Annotated in this window: 19 protein-coding genes; 8 read left to right on the top strand and 11 right to left on the bottom strand. The window is 60.7% G+C overall.

From position 1 onward, the window contains the following. Positions 1-30 precede the first annotated feature (30 nt). Positions 31-636 (bottom strand): RNA 2',3'-cyclic phosphodiesterase, encoded by a 606-nt coding sequence (gene thpR / locus AC0GUR_RS02025; protein ID WP_472875794.1) that lies wholly within the window; start codon positions 634-636, stop codon positions 31-33. Between the two features lie 365 nt (positions 637-1,001). On the opposite strand from thpR, the gene AC0GUR_RS02020 reads away from it, so the two are divergent. Both AC0GUR_RS02020 and AC0GUR_RS02015 read left to right on the top strand, forming a co-directional pair. Next, a complete protein-coding gene (locus tag AC0GUR_RS02020) occupies positions 1,002-1,403 on the top strand; it encodes an ExbD/TolR family protein (RefSeq protein ID WP_472875793.1) in 402 nt (133 codons plus the stop codon). A gap of 173 nt (positions 1,404-1,576) precedes the next feature. Then, the gene (locus AC0GUR_RS02015; protein WP_472875792.1) at positions 1,577-2,074 is read left to right on the top strand and encodes a hypothetical protein; all 498 of its coding nucleotides are present in this window, start codon (positions 1,577-1,579) and stop codon (positions 2,072-2,074) included. Here AC0GUR_RS02015 and AC0GUR_RS02010 read toward each other — a convergent pair. Then, a complete protein-coding gene (locus AC0GUR_RS02010; protein ID WP_472875791.1) occupies positions 2,056-2,754 on the bottom strand; it encodes a 2'-5' RNA ligase family protein in 699 nt (232 codons plus the stop codon). The genes AC0GUR_RS02015 and AC0GUR_RS02010 overlap by 19 nt on opposite strands. A 78-nt stretch (positions 2,755-2,832) precedes the next feature. On the opposite strand from AC0GUR_RS02010, the gene AC0GUR_RS02005 reads away from it, so the two are divergent. The 3 genes from AC0GUR_RS02005 (at position 2,833) to AC0GUR_RS01995 (ending at position 5,173) form a co-directional block, all read left to right on the top strand. Next, positions 2,833-4,281 carry a phytoene desaturase family protein gene (locus AC0GUR_RS02005; RefSeq protein ID WP_472875790.1) on the top strand — a complete coding sequence of 483 codons (1,449 nt, stop codon included), beginning with the start codon at positions 2,833-2,835 and terminating at the stop codon, positions 4,279-4,281. A 96-nt stretch (positions 4,282-4,377) separates the two neighbouring features. Beyond that, positions 4,378-4,842, top strand: coding sequence for a hypothetical protein (locus AC0GUR_RS02000; RefSeq protein WP_472875789.1), 465 nt, complete (start codon positions 4,378-4,380; stop codon positions 4,840-4,842). A gap of 34 nt (positions 4,843-4,876) precedes the next feature. Next, entirely contained in the window at positions 4,877-5,173 is a 297-nt protein-coding gene (locus AC0GUR_RS01995; RefSeq protein ID WP_472875788.1) for a GIY-YIG nuclease family protein, read from the top strand. A 228-nt stretch (positions 5,174-5,401) separates the two neighbouring features. On the opposite strand, the gene AC0GUR_RS01990 is transcribed toward AC0GUR_RS01995, so the two are convergent. The 3 genes from AC0GUR_RS01990 to AC0GUR_RS01980 all read right to left on the bottom strand — a co-directional run bounded on the left by AC0GUR_RS01990 (position 5,402) and on the right by AC0GUR_RS01980 (position 8,749). Continuing rightward, a complete protein-coding gene (locus AC0GUR_RS01990; RefSeq protein ID WP_472875787.1) occupies positions 5,402-7,711 on the bottom strand; it encodes a transferrin receptor-like dimerization domain-containing protein in 2,310 nt (769 codons plus the stop codon). A 225-nt stretch (positions 7,712-7,936) separates the two neighbouring features. Beyond that, complete coding sequence (locus AC0GUR_RS01985) at positions 7,937-8,116, bottom strand: hypothetical protein (RefSeq protein WP_472875786.1); 180 nt, start codon at positions 8,114-8,116, stop codon at positions 7,937-7,939. Between the two features lie 261 nt (positions 8,117-8,377). Beyond that, positions 8,378-8,749, bottom strand: a complete 372-nt coding sequence (locus AC0GUR_RS01980; protein ID WP_472875785.1) for an alkaline phosphatase family protein — start codon at positions 8,747-8,749, stop codon at positions 8,378-8,380. 276 nt (positions 8,750-9,025) lie between these two features. Between AC0GUR_RS01980 and AC0GUR_RS01975 the strand changes: the two genes are divergently transcribed. From AC0GUR_RS01975 to AC0GUR_RS01965, 3 genes are all read left to right on the top strand, one after another. Continuing rightward, positions 9,026-9,304, top strand: coding sequence for a hypothetical protein (locus AC0GUR_RS01975; RefSeq protein ID WP_472875784.1), 279 nt, complete (start codon positions 9,026-9,028; stop codon positions 9,302-9,304). A 147-nt stretch (positions 9,305-9,451) separates the two neighbouring features. Beyond that, on the top strand, positions 9,452-10,198 hold the full coding sequence (locus tag AC0GUR_RS01970) for a DUF4386 domain-containing protein (RefSeq protein WP_472875783.1): 747 nt from the start codon (positions 9,452-9,454) through the stop codon (positions 10,196-10,198). Positions 10,199-10,301: 103 nt separating this feature from the next. Beyond that, on the top strand, positions 10,302-10,886 hold the full coding sequence (locus AC0GUR_RS01965; protein WP_472875782.1) for a YcxB family protein: 585 nt from the start codon (positions 10,302-10,304) through the stop codon (positions 10,884-10,886). Positions 10,887-11,132: 246 nt separating this feature from the next. Here AC0GUR_RS01965 and AC0GUR_RS01960 read toward each other — a convergent pair whose 3' ends face one another. The 6 genes from AC0GUR_RS01960 to AC0GUR_RS01935 form a co-directional block, all read right to left on the bottom strand. Beyond that, positions 11,133-11,564: a hypothetical protein gene (locus AC0GUR_RS01960; RefSeq protein ID WP_472875781.1), complete on the bottom strand. Its 432-nt coding sequence runs from the start codon at positions 11,562-11,564 to the stop codon at positions 11,133-11,135. 91 nt (positions 11,565-11,655) lie between these two features. Then, positions 11,656-12,117 (bottom strand): GFA family protein, encoded by a 462-nt coding sequence (locus AC0GUR_RS01955; protein WP_472875780.1) that lies wholly within the window; start codon positions 12,115-12,117, stop codon positions 11,656-11,658. 223 nt (positions 12,118-12,340) lie between these two features. Next, positions 12,341-12,949 (bottom strand): hypothetical protein, encoded by a 609-nt coding sequence (locus AC0GUR_RS01950; RefSeq protein WP_472875779.1) that lies wholly within the window; start codon positions 12,947-12,949, stop codon positions 12,341-12,343. A gap of 15 nt (positions 12,950-12,964) precedes the next feature. Continuing rightward, positions 12,965-13,870: a papain-like cysteine protease family protein gene (locus tag AC0GUR_RS01945; RefSeq protein ID WP_472875778.1), complete on the bottom strand. Its 906-nt coding sequence runs from the start codon at positions 13,868-13,870 to the stop codon at positions 12,965-12,967. Positions 13,871-14,328: 458 nt separating this feature from the next. After that, positions 14,329-15,408, bottom strand: a complete 1,080-nt coding sequence (locus AC0GUR_RS01940; protein ID WP_472875777.1) for an MBL fold metallo-hydrolase — start codon at positions 15,406-15,408, stop codon at positions 14,329-14,331. A gap of 251 nt (positions 15,409-15,659) precedes the next feature. Further along, complete coding sequence (locus AC0GUR_RS01935; protein WP_472875776.1) at positions 15,660-16,190, bottom strand: dihydrofolate reductase family protein; 531 nt, start codon at positions 16,188-16,190, stop codon at positions 15,660-15,662. Positions 16,191-16,214 lie beyond the last annotated feature (24 nt).

Here is a 16,214-nt window from a genome sequence, read left to right as displayed (position 1 = left end):
TGGACGGCCATACGGCCATGCACGGTGAACTCAAGCAGGTGCAAAACGCCACGCATCCAGCGTGTGGTATTCACCACCACCGACCACGCTATGCAGCAGCGCAAAACCTTCCACGCGCCATGTGATGGGGTCGATGGTCGTCTCCTGCGGCAGCGCACCACGGCTATAGGCAAACGTGACATGCGGCGTGAAGCTACGGGATATATGGGTGCCCTGCCCGGCCAGTACCAACGCCTGGCGAAGGTCCTGCCACAAACCCGTCAGCGCCGGCGGCACTTGAGTGCAACGCAGCACGCACGGCGGCTCGCGCCCATGGAAACCCGACGCGCCGTCGAGTACCAGATCGAATGGCGCGCAACGCACTTTGCGCGCTGCGCCGATGGCCGCCTGCACGATATCGTCCCGCACCATCGGGTGATCCCCGAGAAAATGCAGGGTGGCGTGGTAGCGCGATCGCCGAATCATGCGTGCACGCAGATGCTGTGTCGCCGCCACCTCCGCCGCCGCGGTCTCGATGCGGTGGGCTACAGCATCATCCGGCAGCAGCGCGAAGAAAAGGCGATGGATCGGCGAAGGCGCATGGCCACCCAGCAGATCGAACTGCTCGGGTGACGAGCCAGGGTTACGCGTAGACATGACAACGCATCAAACAACGAATGAGAGACGTGCATGATCTCATATCAATACCAGTGCTGGCGCAGCCTGGCGCCCGTGGCCAGCAGAAACGCGTCGCGGTCGTCTATGCGTACTTCGCGCTCACCCACAGGCTTGCGCAGGACATCCATACCGGCTGACCGTTCTCTGCGTCAACGGCAAGCTAGTGCCCGCACGCACGACTGGCAACCCAGGCATACCACTGCCCGCTGAGCTGAGGGTCTAGACGCAACCTTGATGGGTGACTGGTACGGGCCCTCAGCACCGTTATAAGCTGGAGCTGCCGGTGCGTCCCCACGCCCGGCGCTCCACATCGATGCCACATCACGCCGTCAGGAGGAAGAACCATGGCTTTCTCTGCACGTGTTTCGGATGCGCCTCTCGCCCAGATCAACGTCACGCCACTGGTGGATGTGTTGCTGGTGCTGTTGGTGATCACCATGATCACGTCACCGGTACTCACCCATAAGCTGAAGCTCGACCTGCCGCAGCACAGCTTCAAAGATGAACTGACACCGCCGGGAACGGTGCATCTGGCCATCCACGCCGATGGCTCGATGTACTGGAATGACGTGCCCATCGACACGCCAACACTCACCACGCAACTGATGCTGGCGGCTCACCAGAAAGTGGCGCCCAGTCTGCTGATCGACCCGGCCGATGGTGTGACCTATCAGGTGGTGGCAAGCGTGATGGCCGACGCCAAGCGGCAAGGGTTGGAAAAGATCAATTTCCTCGACGCGAACTGATCGGTTTTGATCGCCATGCTCCCGCACGGCCGCCCCGTGTGGGAGTATCTTGTACTCAGGCAGGTGGCCAGTGACCCACCGCATGAACCATGTAGCCCCTGTCGCGTATTCACCGTCGCGCCACCATGCATCGCAGGTACCAGCGCCACGTGTCGCCATGGCAGGAGCACATCATGAAAATCCGCACCGTGTTCAGCACGCCCGACCTCGACTCTGCCCACGCGGCCATGGAGGCAGCGCTGCAAGCGGGCATTCCCGACGACGACATCGCCCTGATCGCTCGCGAAGACATCGAGCATGACGCCATTCCCGATCATCTGCTCGCCGGTTGTACCGACTTTTATCCCGCAGCCATGCGTGGCGCGGCATGTGGCGGCGGAGCCGCGATCGTGCTTGGGCTGGTAGCCACTGCCATTCCACCCCTGGGTGTCACCCTGACGGGTGCAGGTGCCATGGCGCTTGCCGCGGCAGCGGTCGGCGGTTGGACTGGCGCACTGGTCGGCTCTGAAGTGCCCGACGTAATCCATCGCCGCTTCAAGGGCGAGATCGCGTCTGGCCATATCCTTGTGGTCATCGACTGCGACAAGGAGCTGTTGTCCATCGCAGAACCCATCGTCGAGGAAGCCGGCGCCACGCACTTGCCCTTTCGCGCTTATACGATGCTGACGTAAATCTGGTCAGGCACAGCACGCGCACCCAACGCCAGCTGGTGGTGACTCCGCAAGGGACCAAACTGGCTACGCGAATCATATGTGGCGTAATGCAATTGCGTGACTGAAAACGACAGGGCCGGCGCTTTGATCGCACGCAGCCGCTCACGCACCACCTCTGCACCTACATTGCGCCGATACAGGCCCAACGTGATATGCGGCACATAGGGTGATTGACGCACTTCGGTACTCACCTGCCCCAGCAGCTTGCGCCAGTGCGCCAGGCCGCCCTGCGGATCGCCCACCGGAATGAAAGCCGCACTGGCGAAACTGTCTGGCGCCGCCAGCGGCAGCGTCAAAGACGCCCCCACGTCACGTTTAAGCAAACTCAACTGTTGCTGCAAACACTCCGGTGGAAAATCATCGTCGGCCACGCGTTGCTGCTGATGAAAACCGCAAACGAATACCGTGAGGTGTGGCTGACGTAGCGGGCTCGGATGCAGCAGGTCTGCCAGTTGGTGCCGTGCTTGCTCGATATAGGTCAGTAGTGCCGCATCGTCGACCGGTACCAACCACACGCCATAGCGCTCGCGCCCCCGATGCCACTCAGGGTAATCGCGCAGTTCGGCCACCAGCGTTTCAGCGGGGCCTGCGTGGATGTCGGAAAAGAGCATGCCTGCGATGGTAACGGCATCGGCCATCTGCCGGCAGAACGCGTGACGACTATCGTCACCTTCTATGCATTAAGGTGTGACGTCCCCACCCCACGGAGTCCATGGATGAAACCCAAGCATGTCGCCATTATCGGCGGCGGTGTGGCCGGGCTTGCGGCCGCTATTCGGCTGGTCAGCCAGGGCGTGCGCGTGAGCTTGTTTGAAGCACGCGATACGTTGGGTGGCTGCTGTTCCACCACGGTGATTGATGGATACCGTTTCAACAACGGTGCCATGTTCCTCGCCGTGCCTGAACTACTCGATCATGCCTTTGCCCGTCTTGGTATCGATCGCGCCACCACCTTGCCACTGCGCCGCATAGCGACACCGCAAGCGTCAGTGCTGCCGGACGACACCTTGGTCACACTCAGCGACCGGCATCACGTGCGTATCGAAGGCAAGAACGGCGAAGCACGCACGGCCACGCTGCAAGGTGAAGTCGAACGTTGTGTGGCCCGATGGAATCCGCTGCTCAAGATCTTCGCCAATGACCTGCTTACCCAGCCGATGTCGCTTTCACGCGTGCTGATCAAGGCGTGGCGGCATTTGCCCAAGTTGCGCGGCACGCTGGCCAATGAGCTGCGCCGCAGCTTCAGCGATCCCGAGGCGCGCGCTGCAGTCGCTGCGGTGACGCTGTATACCGGGCTGCCGGTTGAGCGCACCCCGATCTTTCAGATCTTCGGCCTGGTGTCGATGCTGCAGGATGGCCTGCATCTGCCTGAGGGCGGCATGGGTGCCATCAGCGATGTGCTGGAACATACCTTCCGCCGTCTTGGCGGCGAGGTGCGCACCGGAGCGGCGGTATCGCGCATCCGCATCGAAGGCGGACGCGTGCGTGGGCTGTCGCTCCACACGGGTGAAGTCATCGCTGCGGATGCCGTCATCTCCACCACTGGCGGCATGACCACCTTCACGCAACTGCTCGACCCCGCACTGGTTCCCCAAGCCATGCAGCGTCGCGTGCAACGCGCACCCTTGTCGCAACGCACGCTGGGCATTCAGCTCGGCCTGCGCAATCGCCTGCTGCCGCCGGCCCATTCGGTGAATCACATTCCTCTGATCGAAGAGCAGCAGCTGTTTCTCACGCCACAGCCCAAGGGCGTGCGCTGGTTCAACTACACGGTGCCCACCCAGCCCATGCCCGAACTGGCGCCTTCGGGAGGCAGCATCGTGGAGATGTTCGCCGCGGTGGATGAAAGCCTGCCCATGGAGAGCTGGACCGAACCATTCACGGCCGACCTGGCCGACGCCAGCATTGCGGCCCTCGGCCGACACCAGCCACTGGATATTGCCACGACGCGACTGATCAGCCCACGCGACTACGCCAACCAGTGGCATCTCTATCAGGGCGCTGTTTACGGGCTGTCACCCGCGGCCAGGCCGGATCAGCAGTTCCCGCACCGGACGCCCATCGACGGCCTGTACCTGGCGGGACAAACCACCTATCCCGGCTTTGGCGTGAGCACCTCCATGTTCTCTGGCGTATTCGCCGCCGATGCTTTGATGGACGTCTGACCCCCTGCAAAAAGTCATATCGCCTGAGGCTGGGCCGGCCATTAGAGTGGCGCGGCTAAGTTCCTGTTGGACCACTGCGCCCTCATGGAGAACGTCATGTCTGGAACACGTCATCCCGCTCTTGTCGCCACGCTTTGGGGCGGCTTTGTCGCCGGTACCATCGATGTTGGTGCGGCATCGCTGATCAGTGGCTACAACCCGATGGTCATCCTCAAGTACATCGCTGCCGGCCTGCTCGGCAAACCATCGATGGCCGGTGGTGTCTCCAACGCGGTACTCGGCCTGGTGCTGCAATGGGCCATGTCGTTGATCATTGCCGCGATCTTTGTGCTGGCCACGCGTCGCCGCATCGGCACCACCCGTCAGTGGCCGATCTGGGGTGTGGCCTATGGCGCCATCGTCTTCTTCGTCATGAATTACGTGGTGGTGCCGCTTTCCGCCATACACGCGGTCCCGCACTTCAGCGTGTTCAGCTTTGTCGCGAACCTGGCGGCCATGTTGCTGTTCGGCTGGATCGTGGCGTTCTACGCCAAGGCGAAGCTGACGCCAGCCGCCCGCTAAACTAGGGGCGAGTGCACCTGCCATCGCCCCATTCATGACCAACAGCGAGAAAACCGCACCACCACCGAACACGTGGTGGCTATACCTGATTGAATGCCGGGATGGTTCGTACTACGCCGGCATCACGAACGATCTCGATGCGCGTTATGAAGCCCATGTGGCTGGTAAAGGTGCGCGATACACGCGGTCGCATCCACCCATGCGAATGATTGGCGCGCGGCCCTATGCAGATAGGGCCGCGGCGTCTCGTGCGGAGTGGGAAATCAAGAAGTTGCCGAAGCGACGTAAAGTTGCGTATTTGATGGCGGAAGACGCCGGCTCTCGCCATTGACTTGGTAACTCGTCATTCCCGCGAAAGCGGGAGGCGCTTTAAAACAGCGAAGCTAGTCAGCCAGCGACTTTCTTACCGTGAGTGCCAAGGCACTGGATTCCCGCTTTCACGGGAATGACGAGCCATAGGAACGTATGCGAAGTGACTTTACTCGGGTGTATCCCTATGAACCGCCACCCCAGCCGAAACTGAGGTGGCGGCGCTTCACCAGTAGTCAAACCCTCTTCATCACGACGCCTTCTTCAGCATCGCCGTCAACTGATCGAGTTGCGCGCTGTAACCATCCAGCGTTTTCGCCGTCGCCTGCGCATAGTGGTTAGCTTCATCCCAGCGACGTGCCTCCAATGCCTCACGCACGCCCGGCACTGTCTTCACACCGTAGCCGGTCAGCATGCCCGGTGCGTAGATCATGTGCTGGAACCATGGGCGCCCCGGCAGGCCAGAGCGATCAGCCAGGGATTGCTCCATCTTCGCCATCAGTGCATTCACTTGCTGCTGCTGCGAGGTCGAGAAATGGAACCCTGCAGCCGCACGCTCGTTGTAGGCGGCCTCATAGGCTTGCGCGCTCGCCTTGAGTCGCTTGGCGGCGTCATCCAGCGGTGCGAGCTTAATCTCGGACATATCCGAGTCACGCATCGGCGGCGCAATCGGCCGTGACGGGTCGGACACCAAGGCGTACGCATGCTGGTCGAGCAACTTGTGCTGCGTCTCCGTAGCCTCTCGGGTGTCGTCCACCAGCTGATGCAGCTGCTCTACGTAACGGCCCATGGTGTCGCTGAAGTCGCCGAAACGTAGCGGCAACACCTCCGCATTGGCCGTGCGCAGCACGACATGGCCGGCCACCTTGGAAAGCGCCACGCCGTACTCGAACGTGGGATCGCCGAAGCGGGCGTAGTGGTCGAACGAGTCGTAGCGCGAGTGATAGATGCCGTCGCTTTCGTCCTCGCCACTGAAACCCAGGTCAAGCGAGGCGATGCCAAGGTGTTCCAGGAACGCGCTGTAGTCGGACCCCGAACCCAGCGCTTCAATCGGCACATCGCCGCCTGCCGCTGCCAACTTGGCGAACTCCTTCGCCTCGTCTTTGGCACCCTTCGCATGGCCTTCTACTACGACGCGGGCGCGCATGCGATCAAGCACGCTCACCTTCGTCTCCGGATCGGTCACGCCAGCCGCCACCTGATTCACCAGGTGTTGCAGCGAATGACTGCCGCCGGCGTTGAGGAAGCCGCGACCATTGGTGTCGGAGTTGAGATAAAGCACCGCCTTGCGCTTCAGCTCATCGGCATGCGTCTCGGCCCATTCGGTGGAACCGAGCAGCCCGGCCTCCTCGCCATCCCAACTTGCGTACACCAACGTGCGCTGCGGGCGCCAACCTTGCTTACTGAGCGTGCCGATAGCCTTGGCTTCCGCCATCAGCGCGACGTTGCCCGCGAGCGGATCCCACGCACCAAATACCCAGCCGTCGTGATGATTGCCGCGCACGATCCACTGATCCGGCTCGGTGGAACCCTTGAGCACCGCAATCACGTCGTATACCGGCTTCTGTCCCCAGTCTGACTGCACGGTGAGGTGCACCGGTGCGCTGCTCGGGCCCACGTGGTAGCTCAGCGGCAACGCGCCCCGCCAGTTGGACGGCGCCATCGGGCCGGTCAACGATTGCAGCAGCGGCGTCGCATCCGCATAGGAAATCGGCAACACCGGAATCTTCAGGATGGTTTTCGCATCCTTCAAGGCCAGCCGCTTGGCATTGGGGGTGGAGCCGACGCCTGGCGTCAGCGGATCGCCGGGGTACTGCTGCATGTCGGCCACGGAGCCGCGCTGCACGCCGTCTTCCGGGCGCCAACCGCCCTGTGGGTAGGTGTCGCCTTCGCCATAACCGTCATCGCGCGGGTCGGAGTAGATCAGGCAGCCAATCGCACCGTGTTCCTGCGCCAGCTTTGGCTTCAGGCCGCGCCAGCCACCGCCGTAGCGGGTGATGACAATCTTGCCACGCACGTCGATGCCGCGCCGTTCCAACTCCTTGTAGTCGTCCGGCATGCCGTAATTGACGTAGACCAGAGGCGCAGTGACATCGCCATCGCCGCCATACACGTTGTACGGCGGCAGCACGCCGTCGCGAATGCCCGAGGTGGCGTCGCCCTGCACTTCCGGCTCGCTCAGCTTGGCGGTGTACGGATGCGGCCCCTTGAGTTCCAGCGCAATCTTCTTGGGCGTGGGATACAACACGTTGAACGTCTCGATGTGCGCATCCCAGCCCCATTCCTTGAACTTGGCGAGCATGAACTCCGCGTTGGCCTTGTCGTGCGGCGAGCCCACATGGTTGGGGCCAGACGACATCTGCTTGAGCCATTCGCGTTGGTCGGCCGGATCGAGCAGCGCATCGAAACGCTGTTCAAGACTTTGCTGCGCGGCGACGCCATCGGCGCTGAAGCCGAGCATGCCCTTGTTACCGGGGCTGTTGTCGGCTGAAGCCATAGCCGAGCCCATGGAGGCAAGCAGGCAAGCCGCCAGCAAGGGCCGTATCGTCAAACGGGTCATGCGGTCTCTCTCCCCAAATGGTCATGCAAAGTGTTGCTGCCAAAGAGAGCCCGCCCCCCACGACCTCCGTCGTGGATGCCTCAGCGCGTGTCGCCGAGGCAGCGAGCTCAAACGAGAAATCCTGTCGCGGCAGTTATAGCAAGGCATGACGTACACGCGCCTAGGACAGAGGTCATGCATACGCGGCCGTCAGGCGGGCGCGCGGGTCGCCTTCCACGCTTTCCACTAGGCCAACCGCTCGTCGATATAGCGATCGACGTTCGCCTCCGTTTGCAACACCGGCGGCGACAGCTTGGCTTCGAGCGGCGCATCCGACACGGGCAGGTTCAAGACCAGTTCGGCATACACCTGCTGCAGTTGCGACGGCACACCCGCTGCAGGGCTGATGCCCTTCGACGTCGGCACGATAACGCCAGCGAGCGGATCCCTCGTGCGTGGCGTGGCGTGGCCAGGCTCAGCTCCGCCGCCACATCGGATGCCGCGGCGTCGAGCGCCGTCAGCGGAGGCACATTCCAGCGCTTTTCGATGGTGCGAAGAATGGACGTGTGATCGAACGGCATGCCGTACGCAGGTACGCGAAACACGGTACCCGCAGGTATCCGTGGCGAAAGATGTCCGCCGCCATGGTGCCCGGCACCATCGGCCACTTCAGTCCGGCCTCTCGAGTCAGCGCGGCGGCGTGGTTGCTGACGAAACCCTGATTGGTGGCCACCGACAGCACCAGCGGTGTGTTGCTGCCAAACAATTGCAAATTGGTCGCCGCGTAGCCTTCCCCAGGATCCGCACCCAGCATGAAATACGTACGGGCGTACCCAGTTGGATGGGAAACACCGTCACCGGTGCCCCGCCACTGACCCCGGGATCGGGTTCCTTGCCCGTCAGCCCTTCGAAAGGCTGCCCGGTGGGCGAATCGTTGCCGCTATCTAAGTTGAGATAGCCCAGCATGTGATCAAAAGACCGGTTCTCCGGCATCAACACCACGATGTGGTTGATCGCCAACAGCTGGCTTGCGCCTGCCTGGGACAGGATGATCGCCATTCGCCCGGTCGCTTGCTGTCATTTCATCATCGCGGCGTTTCGCTGGCGTGACCTGACGCACAAGGCGGGATGCGTTCATGAACATGCTACATGGCTGAATCTGGTGGGACAGCACATGGATTCCGGCGGGCGCCAAGCACCTTCCAATCCTGAAAGGCGACGGGTCGCCGGCCGCGGCCAGGTCTCTCGGCTATATTGCGCAAATAGCCGCTGTCGACCCGGGCGAACATGGGGAAATTCGGATCGTTCGGGGCCCTGCGTTAAACGGGGGAAGTGATGGTTGATCCTGTGTTCGTCGTAACGCACAACCACACTCTTCCAGGTGGCGTGGAAGACATAAAAATGATCGGTGTTTATCGCATGCTAGACGCAGCCAACGCGTCGGTGGACCGCCTTCGGGGTCAGCCGGGGTTCTCCAAGTACCCCGAAGTCATCGATCCGGGCGTCACCAACGAGGAAGGTGGCTTCTACATTGGCGCATACCAACTGGATAAAGATCACTGGGCAGAAGGATTTGTCACCCTTATTGGTGACCATGAGCACGATCCAACGTGAGGTCCGCTTCTGAGCCGAAGCAGACATGCTCCGTTCGCGCGTTCCCGACGAAAACCCAACGCTCTTGTGCCTGATGGTGGCCATCGTCGCTGTTCAGAACAAGCACAGGAACGCAATGACAGATCGGCCGACCAAGGAAGTAGTCCAATGACAACGATCGAGAACTCGCCACAGCTATACGCACGAATGGGCGGCTTGCTTTACCTGCTCATCATCGTGTTTGGTGGCTTCGCCGAGGGGTTCGTAATGAACAGTCTGATTGTGGCTGGTGATGCTGCAGCCACGGCCCACAACATCATGGCTTCGCCGGGTTTATGGAACCTCAGCGTCGCCGGCAATCTGCTCGTGCCGGTATTCGCTGTTGCGCAGGCCTGGATCTTCTATCTGTTGCTGAGGCCAGTGAGCAAGCAGCTCGTTCTGCTCTCGGTGTTCTTGGTGCTGGTATCCCTGTCCGTCGAGTCCGTCAGCAAGTTATTTCTTCTTGCAGTCATGCCCATCCTGGCAAGCGCCAGTCACCCGGGAGCATTCGAACCGCACCAGGCACAGGCCCTCGCCCATCTCTCGCTGGTCTTCCATGACATAGCATTCAATATCGCCTTGATATTCTTTGGCTTCAGCTGCCTGGTGGATGGCTATTTGATTTTCAAATCGGGCTACCTGCCCCGACTGGTCGGCCTACTGATGCAACTAGCCGGCCTGTGCTACCTGATCGCCTGCTTCGCCGCGTTGCTTGCCCCGACCTTCGCCAACATGATCACGCCAGCCATCCTGATCCCGGCACTCATCGGCGAAACAACATTTTGCCTATGGCTGCTTATCAGGGGCGTCAACGTCGTAAAGTGGAAAGAACGCACAAGCACCCAAGAGACGAACGAGGCATTGGCCTCTATATAGAAATACAACGATGCACGAGGTGGAGGTAGTTAAATGCATTTGATCGCCCCCACCTCCAGCGTCACCGTGCCAAGCGTGCGGTGATGCTGTGCCGCAATGGACCATGGCAAGCTCTGGTTTCGACCCGGAGCAGACATCAGAGAACGCCAGCGCTACGATCAGACGAGACCAATCAGGACAGGGGGAGACCGTGGAGCTGAGGGGAAAAATCGCCGCCGAGGACTTGATGGCGGCGCAGTGGGTTCACGTTCGGCCAAGACGCTCTTTGGCGGTGGTGGGCATTTTTCTGCTTGCCCTGGTGGCTTTCGTCATGGCGGCATCGTTCGTTTCGCGAAGGCAATCTTTGACGGATCCATCGGCTTGGATCTTGCCTGGCATCCTTGCGTACCTGGCTGTCACAGCCTTCGTCTGGGTTCCAATAAAGGTCCGTCGAAGCTATTCCCAACGGAAGGATTTCCAGCACGAAATCAGTATGTGTGTCACGAACTCCGGCATGGAGGCGCGTACCGAACAGGGCTATAGCGCGAAGCCTTGGAGTGACTACCTAAAATGGAAAGAAGGCAAAAACGTTTTCCTGCTGTATCTCTCCGATCAAATGTTCCAGATCGTTCCGAAGCGATTCTTCGCCACGCGGGAAGATATTGATCTGTTTCGGGACGTCATAAAGCTGTCGATAGGCCGCAAATAGCGCGACTACAAACGTGTGGAAAGGTCCGTATTTGGACACCTCCCCATTGCAAGCCCCTCGTGCTCTGGCGTCCGTATCGACTGCACACGTATATCCGGCCTCTAACAACCACACCGCGTGGCGGTGTCGGGCCATGATGGGCTAGTCGCGCGCTGGCTCCCAATCGCTTACGCGTACTCAAGGGCACTTCGACCTTAGAGGGTTTTGCAAGCGCCGGTTCGACCGGTTTGCCATCGTGCGGTGGGCTTAGCAATCGTGGATGGAAGGTGTTTGGACGTCTGTTTCAGGCAGCCGCGCGGGCCGGTTGATAGTCGCTTTGATGAAGCAGAAGCGCCCAGGCCAGTCGGGCGGTTTCACGAACTGCGGCGCGATGAGCTTCACGCCATAGCCCATCGCCTGCAGCTGGCGCGCCCAGTGATGGGCGCCGCCGCACGCCTCCATGCCGATCTCACAGCCCGGCTCAGCGACATTACCAAGCGCCTGCAGCCAGCGGTCGCGCGGTAGGCGCCGACGCCATACCGTTCGCTCGGAACGGTCGGTGCCGTGCAACTGGAAAACCTGTTCGGCGATGTCGCCCGCATGCGCGTAAGCTTCATGGCGGACTCCTCCTCGCTGTGACTGGTGGCTTCGCAACTCCAGTCTGGCACTCTTAGATGCCGAGGGCGGGGAGGAGTCCATCCCATTGCTTCCCTCCCAGAGCGGACCTTTCGCGATAGCCCAAATTGGGCCGGAACGCTGTCCAGCCATCACTGCCATCCACAGCGAAGTTCTAAAAGATCTCAAAAAGAAGCTTAATGACGGCTAGTTCGCTAGGGAAGTAGCCACTGTACTTGGGCAGATGGTCTGATGAGTCCCCCTGCCTTCGGTGGTAGAAGATGTGCATCGCTACGGGCGGAAGCCATTCCAATTGAAAAAAATTCGGGGTCGGAATGATGGCGAATTTCGTCGGCCCGATGCCGCCAAGTTCGATAGCCGGCTTGCCGCATTCCTTGCAGATTCCCCGCAGGGTATTGGGAGGGAGCCGGTACTTCTTGAACTCGATGTTCTCGGCACTCCTGACGGCAACGTTCCTGGAGCGCATCATCACCACATCTGAGAACGGCTTTCCGGTGAAGGCCTGGCAAATTCTGCAATGGCAGATGAAGCGGGCGGCCGGTCCAGCACTGACCTCCATCTGGCAGGCACCGCACTCACAGGCGGCACGTTGCGATGGGATCGTGAACTTCGACATATGTCTCTATCCTTTGCCGAAATCGGGGCTCGCGACCCATCGCAGGGAGCATGCGATCACCGGCAAGGTGTGTCCACTAGCCATCCGTCACAGTTCGTGCGGACTAGCGAGCGCGACCGACAGGGTACCCTGTCCACGGCTTTGCGGCGAGCACAACATCGGCACCTGTGTCACTGGGCGTTACCCGACCCATTCACAGATCAGACTGCGACCTCGCAGGTAGTCAGCCGCCCTTTCCGGGAGCATCAGTCCGCAGAATGACCTCGGCTGGCGATCGGAGCGCTTCGATGAACTCAGCCGGTGAGTAGTGCCGATTCGCGGTCAGGCCGAACTGCGCTGGTGCAAGCGGGATGACCACGTCAGGATGCGTTCGCGCCGCCGATTTCAACCACAGCGCGCGAGTTCCCAACGCCGATATCTGCAGCAGCCTCGGCTGATAGGTCCGGTCAGCAAACCCCCTGCCCGTTTCGACCGCCGAGCGCAGCTCGTGTTGCACCGAGCGAAAGCTCGAGTTCACGTTGAGCCCAGCGAAGTGCGGCTTGCGTCCCGCCGAGATCTCTGCAGCGACCACCTCGTCACCACTAGAGAACTCGTGCCGCCAGGCTACAAGTTTTGCTTTGCTCAAACCGGCGCCCGCCGCGATGTGGTCAATCCCAAGTGCATAGACCGGATAGGACAGCGCCGGATGCGACAGGCTTCGTGGCGAGGCAAGAAGGCTGGCAGCAAATCGCGGTGCCTGGTGCAGGATTCCAGCGTTGCCGGCGAGTGTAGGCAGCACAGCCTCCAGCGCGGTGATGGAAAGTCGTGGCGGCTCGAGCATTTCGATCGGCATGGCATTGCACTCGCATCATTGCGTGAAATAGGAGTTAGCCCATGTTCCGGTGCCTTCATATGTTCCACCGGTCAGCGTTGCATAGCTGACCAGCGATTGGCCGTAAATGGGGTCGGTGACCCAAAGCATATTGTTCGGCTCAATGCCAAAAACGCCAATGAAATGGGCACCACCACCGGACCACGTGACGCGGATGCAGGGCGGTGTCCCTGCGTTCACCGCGTCGGATGTCGCGGCATAGGTTGCTGCCGAGCCTTGTTGGGACTTGAGATGGCCGACAAAGGTCAGTGCTTGATCGAGATAGCCATAGACATTGCAGTTGCTGGAAGCAGGGTTCATGCAGCAATCGGTTCGCCCGAGTTGGTTGTTGACGACCTCGCACTGAGTGACGGTGCTGCTGCTGTCGTAGTAATGGGCCACGCCCGTCGAAACCGCTGCCCAGCACCAGTTGGACTCGAGTTGCGATGGCACGGTGAAGTTCAGGCGACGCGCAGTCGGTAAGCCGGCCATACCGTAGGAGCAGCCCTGGTGGCCTTGCCCCGCAACGCCAGGCTGCAGGAGAACAATGGTCCAATCGGGCGATGCCTGATTAAGCGTTGCCGCGTTGAATGGATACGCCGCGTTGCAGCCGTTATTGTCCGTATAGCATTGATCGAAAGCGGCGTTATGCGGGATCGCATACCAGTTATGCGCAGGGTCACCCGACCAGCACGGCCCATCCGCTCCATCGGCTTGGGCGAACCAGGCAAAATTGGGATCCGGAATCGTTTGCAGATTCGCGCCAACGATCTCGACCGAAGATCCGGGGTCGACTTCGTACCAACCACTCTTGCGCCAAGGCTCGACATTGCAGCCCGAGTCGAACCACAGGATCGCGATATAGACGGGATCGGTATAGCCGTTCTGATACCAGAGGCCCATGGACGTCTCCTTCGCTTGTCGAAAGTCAGCTCTCGCCTGATGTCTTTCGAGGCGCCTGCTGCGCCGCAGCCGGCAGCGTGTGCCCAGTTCGTTGAGCTACCGGCGAAGGGCCGCCAAGCAAACCCGCCGAAATCTTGGCCGCCATATCGCTTCGGGACCGAATCGGAAAGAACGACTCCGGAATGAGGTGCAGCCAAGCCAATGCATGCGTCGGCGACAGACGCTTCGCCCTTGCCTGGGTGGCTGGAGCGGCGACACGCTCCGCCGGCCTGCGTACAGCCTGTGAATCGGGAGGCACTTTTGCCGACATCTCCGTCCCTCCGAAAAAGAGACCGCGGGAGTATGCCCCCCTGAATAGACCCTGGAAATAGCGAAAAAGGTGTAGGCGAGAGTGGGCGTTGCGCAGGTGAGCGCACCCTCGCCTTTTGTATCACCCTTGCGGACCGACTGAACCGAGGCTAGTCGGATCGAGTAGACGATGCCAACGGAGTCGCCTGCGTCACTGGCGCAAGCCGGTCGTCGCTGTGTTCTAACAGGCGGCGATAACTGGTGTGGTCTTCAAAGCCCCAGGCGACGTTCCCAGCCTGACTGATCGCGCCAAGATCGAGCACTGTCCCCAGACCTGCGTACAGATAGCGCTTGCCAAAGGCCCGCTTGAGCGCCGCGAAGGTCGGTTCGCCGGTGCAATGTCCCGGAGCAATCCATTCGACGTGGTAAGTCTCGTGCAACGCCGTGACAACGTGGGCGATATCGGGATCGGTCGCAGTCACCAGATGGAAGCCACCCACAATAAGGTGGATGTGCGGACTGAGCTTGGCAGCCTCCGCGACGATGTTTTCGATCCCGGGATGTGAGCAGCCGACGATGAGGATCAGCCCTTCCGGCGTATTCAACGCGAGCGACAACTCTTTCAGTTCGCGTGTTCCTGGCACGTCGGAAACCTGAGCGATCAGCGTGATGCCCGGCGATATTTCCGTGGTCTTATCGACCAGCTCGAAATGGGCGCCAGGCCAGGCCGTGCCCAACCGTATCACCGGCGGCGGGTTGCCGTCGTAGTAGCGCATCTCGGCGGGCAGCGTTTCATCTTTTCGGTAGAACTTGCTGGGCTTTTCAGACCCGAACACGGTGCCGAGCCCTTCCGATGGCACGTAGATCTTGACCTTGGGGTTGACGCTCAACAGATAAGTGAGACCACCGACGTGATCCCCATGACGATGCGACATCACTACGAAGTCGAGCTTCGTAAGGTCAACGCCGGCAGCCTTGACATTGTGGGCGAAAATGTCCGGATCGCCACCCGTATCAAACAGTATTCGCTTGCCGGCCACCTCGATCAGCGCCGCGTAGCCCCAATCCTTTTGCATCGACGCATTTTTGCTGAAGGCGTCATACAAGATGGTGATGCGGGCTGCCGAATGAGGCAGCGCCGCACTCTCCATTCCCGCAGAAGCGATAGCCGGGCCGCTGACGAGCAGGATGAGCATCGCTGCAAGCGAAACTGCCCGGCCAATGAAAACCCCCACCCCGTTCTGGCGCATCGCCCTTCTCCTTTCGAAAGAGCCGCCCCCTCGGCGAGAGATACGAAATCAGAGCACCAGGGATGGGTGCTTGCAATGGAGGCGGTGTGAACGATGGGTTCCGTGGCGTGCATCGAGTGGAATGGTGGGGCACAGCACGCAACGTGCTTGCCATGTCCTCTTCCGACTCGAAGCAAGCATTCGCAGAATCGGAGGCAACAACCATGTGGGTTGCCCCTTGCTCGCACGGTCTTTTCGAATGAGTCGCGCCATCAAGCCGGGACGTACGTCAACCTGATCACGTCCTCGCCCATCAACTCGCTTCCTACAAGGTGGAGCGGCGGCCGTGGGCCCGCGAAGTACGGCTTGCCGCGCCCCAACACATCGGGGTGAAGATAGATTTGGTACTCATCGATAAGACCGAACTCGGCCAGGCTTTGCGCCAGCTCGGGTCCGGCGACTTCGATCTCGCCGACAAGCTCGGACATCAACCTGCGGATCACCGCCTCGATGTCATCGGTGACCAACGTGGCGTTCGGACCGACTGACTTCAGCGAGCGCGACACAACCCACTTCGGCTGGCTCCGCCATGCCACCGCGAACGCTCGTTCCTCTGCGCTCCACTCGGGATCGTCTTCGTCCCAATAGCGCATGACCTCGTACATGCGACGTCCGTACACGCTGCCCGACAGCTCGCGCACCTGCTCTATGAAGTGACGAAAGAGCGACGGGGCCGGTGCAAATGCCTGGTGGTCCACGTAGCCATCCAGGGACACGTTCATTCCGAAGACGAGCTTTGCCATGGAAAATCTCCCTCCAAGGTCTCC

It is taken from the genome of Dyella sp. PARNA 12/25 (assembly GCF_055702865.1).
The sequence above is the reverse complement of the archived record's forward strand: the minus strand, read 5'-3'. Positions and strand labels throughout refer to the sequence as shown.

Coding starts and splice junctions, on each gene's coding strand:
- thpR (WP_472875794.1), bottom strand. CDS start 636: ATGTCTACGCGTAACCCTGGCTCGTCACCCGAGCAGTTCGATCTGCTG.
- AC0GUR_RS02020 (WP_472875793.1), top strand. CDS start 1,002: ATGGCTTTCTCTGCACGTGTTTCGGATGCGCCTCTCGCCCAGATCAAC.
- AC0GUR_RS02015 (WP_472875792.1), top strand. CDS start 1,577: ATGAAAATCCGCACCGTGTTCAGCACGCCCGACCTCGACTCTGCCCAC.
- AC0GUR_RS02010 (WP_472875791.1), bottom strand. CDS start 2,754: ATGGCCGATGCCGTTACCATCGCAGGCATGCTCTTTTCCGACATCCAC.
- AC0GUR_RS02005 (WP_472875790.1), top strand. CDS start 2,833: ATGAAACCCAAGCATGTCGCCATTATCGGCGGCGGTGTGGCCGGGCTT.
- AC0GUR_RS02000 (WP_472875789.1), top strand. CDS start 4,378: ATGTCTGGAACACGTCATCCCGCTCTTGTCGCCACGCTTTGGGGCGGC.
- AC0GUR_RS01995 (WP_472875788.1), top strand. CDS start 4,877: ATGACCAACAGCGAGAAAACCGCACCACCACCGAACACGTGGTGGCTA.
- AC0GUR_RS01990 (WP_472875787.1), bottom strand. CDS start 7,711: ATGACCCGTTTGACGATACGGCCCTTGCTGGCGGCTTGCCTGCTTGCC.
- AC0GUR_RS01980 (WP_472875785.1), bottom strand. CDS start 8,749: ATGGCGATCATCCTGTCCCAGGCAGGCGCAAGCCAGCTGTTGGCGATC.
- AC0GUR_RS01975 (WP_472875784.1), top strand. CDS start 9,026: ATGGTTGATCCTGTGTTCGTCGTAACGCACAACCACACTCTTCCAGGT.
- AC0GUR_RS01970 (WP_472875783.1), top strand. CDS start 9,452: ATGACAACGATCGAGAACTCGCCACAGCTATACGCACGAATGGGCGGC.
- AC0GUR_RS01965 (WP_472875782.1), top strand. CDS start 10,302: ATGGCAAGCTCTGGTTTCGACCCGGAGCAGACATCAGAGAACGCCAGC.
- AC0GUR_RS01960 (WP_472875781.1), bottom strand. CDS start 11,564: ATGGACTCCTCCCCGCCCTCGGCATCTAAGAGTGCCAGACTGGAGTTG.
- AC0GUR_RS01955 (WP_472875780.1), bottom strand. CDS start 12,117: ATGTCGAAGTTCACGATCCCATCGCAACGTGCCGCCTGTGAGTGCGGT.
- AC0GUR_RS01950 (WP_472875779.1), bottom strand. CDS start 12,949: ATGCCGATCGAAATGCTCGAGCCGCCACGACTTTCCATCACCGCGCTG.
- AC0GUR_RS01945 (WP_472875778.1), bottom strand. CDS start 13,870: ATGGGCCTCTGGTATCAGAACGGCTATACCGATCCCGTCTATATCGCG.
- AC0GUR_RS01940 (WP_472875777.1), bottom strand. CDS start 15,408: ATGCGCCAGAACGGGGTGGGGGTTTTCATTGGCCGGGCAGTTTCGCTT.
- AC0GUR_RS01935 (WP_472875776.1), bottom strand. CDS start 16,190: ATGGCAAAGCTCGTCTTCGGAATGAACGTGTCCCTGGATGGCTACGTG.